The organism is Streptomyces calidiresistens (assembly GCF_014141525.1).
GTDB lineage: Bacteria > Actinomycetota > Actinomycetes > Streptomycetales > Streptomycetaceae > Streptomyces > Streptomyces calidiresistens.
Genome location: NZ_VKHS01001289.1, coordinates 1 through 983, shown reverse-complemented (window position 1 = coordinate 983; position 983 = coordinate 1). Strand labels below are relative to the sequence as shown.

Sequence of the window (983 nt, the reverse complement as noted above, 5' to 3'; positions counted from 1 at the left end):
GCCCTCGTCCCCCTCCCCGGGGGGATCGAGGAGGCAGGCCGGAACGGCGGACCCGGGCGCCTCCGGCCGGGGATGCGGGAAGCCCGCCGGGCGACGCACCGCCGCCCGGGCCCCCGGTGACAGGCGCGGGAGAAGCCGCCCCCCGAGGTCCGGCCGCGCCCGCAGCGCGCAGTTCAGGAACCCCTCGGCGACCGCCGACCGCTCCGGGGACGTGTCGGCGGCGGGACCCGCCACGGCCTCGGCCAACGCCGCCGCCACCGGTACCGGATCACGGGAGAGCACACCCATCAGGGTGCGCCGGGCCGCCGGCCCGCGCGGCCCGACCGCCGCGGCCAGCAGGGTGTCCACCGCGCCCCGCGAGGGAAGCTCCCCGAGCAGGTCGAGCACGAGCCCCGCCCGTCCGGCGCCCACCGAGGTGTCCGCGAGGATCCCGGCGAGCACCGGGACCAGCGCCGCCCCCACCCGCTCGGCGACGGTGGCCAACAGCTCCGGTGTCCAGCGGCGGGGCGGCAGATGGGCCCGGACACCGAGGGCCGCCAGGTGTTCCGGGGTGTCCACGACGCACAACCGCATCTCGTCCGACACCGGGCACCCACCCGGCCGGGATGCCTCCGCACAGCACTCGGCGGCCCAGTCCGTACGATCCGGCACCAGGTACGAGGCGACCACCCGGCGGCCGGGTGTGCTCCGCAGCGGCCCCAGGGCATCCGCCACCTCCCGCCGGGTGGCGGGATCGGCGACCGCCAACAGCCCCCGCAACCGCTCGGCGGCCTCCAACGCCTCCCGCCGGGCCCGCTCTCCGGCGGCCCGAACGGGAACACCCGGGGAACCCGGGGAAGACGTCTCCCCCCGTCCCGGCGACCGCCCCGCCCGCGCCGCCCGGGGCGGGACCTCGAACAGCGCGACCACCGCCCGGGCGGCGAACACCGGCCCGCACTCCATCACCCAGGCGTCCACGAGCTCCGAGTGGTCCCCCTCCCACC

The 983-nt window shown here is 78.9% G+C and carries 1 pseudogene; it reads right to left on the bottom strand.

Annotated elements, in window-relative coordinates:
* Positions 1 to 983: pseudogene (locus FOE67_RS26925) on the bottom strand (hypothetical protein); the annotation flags it as partial.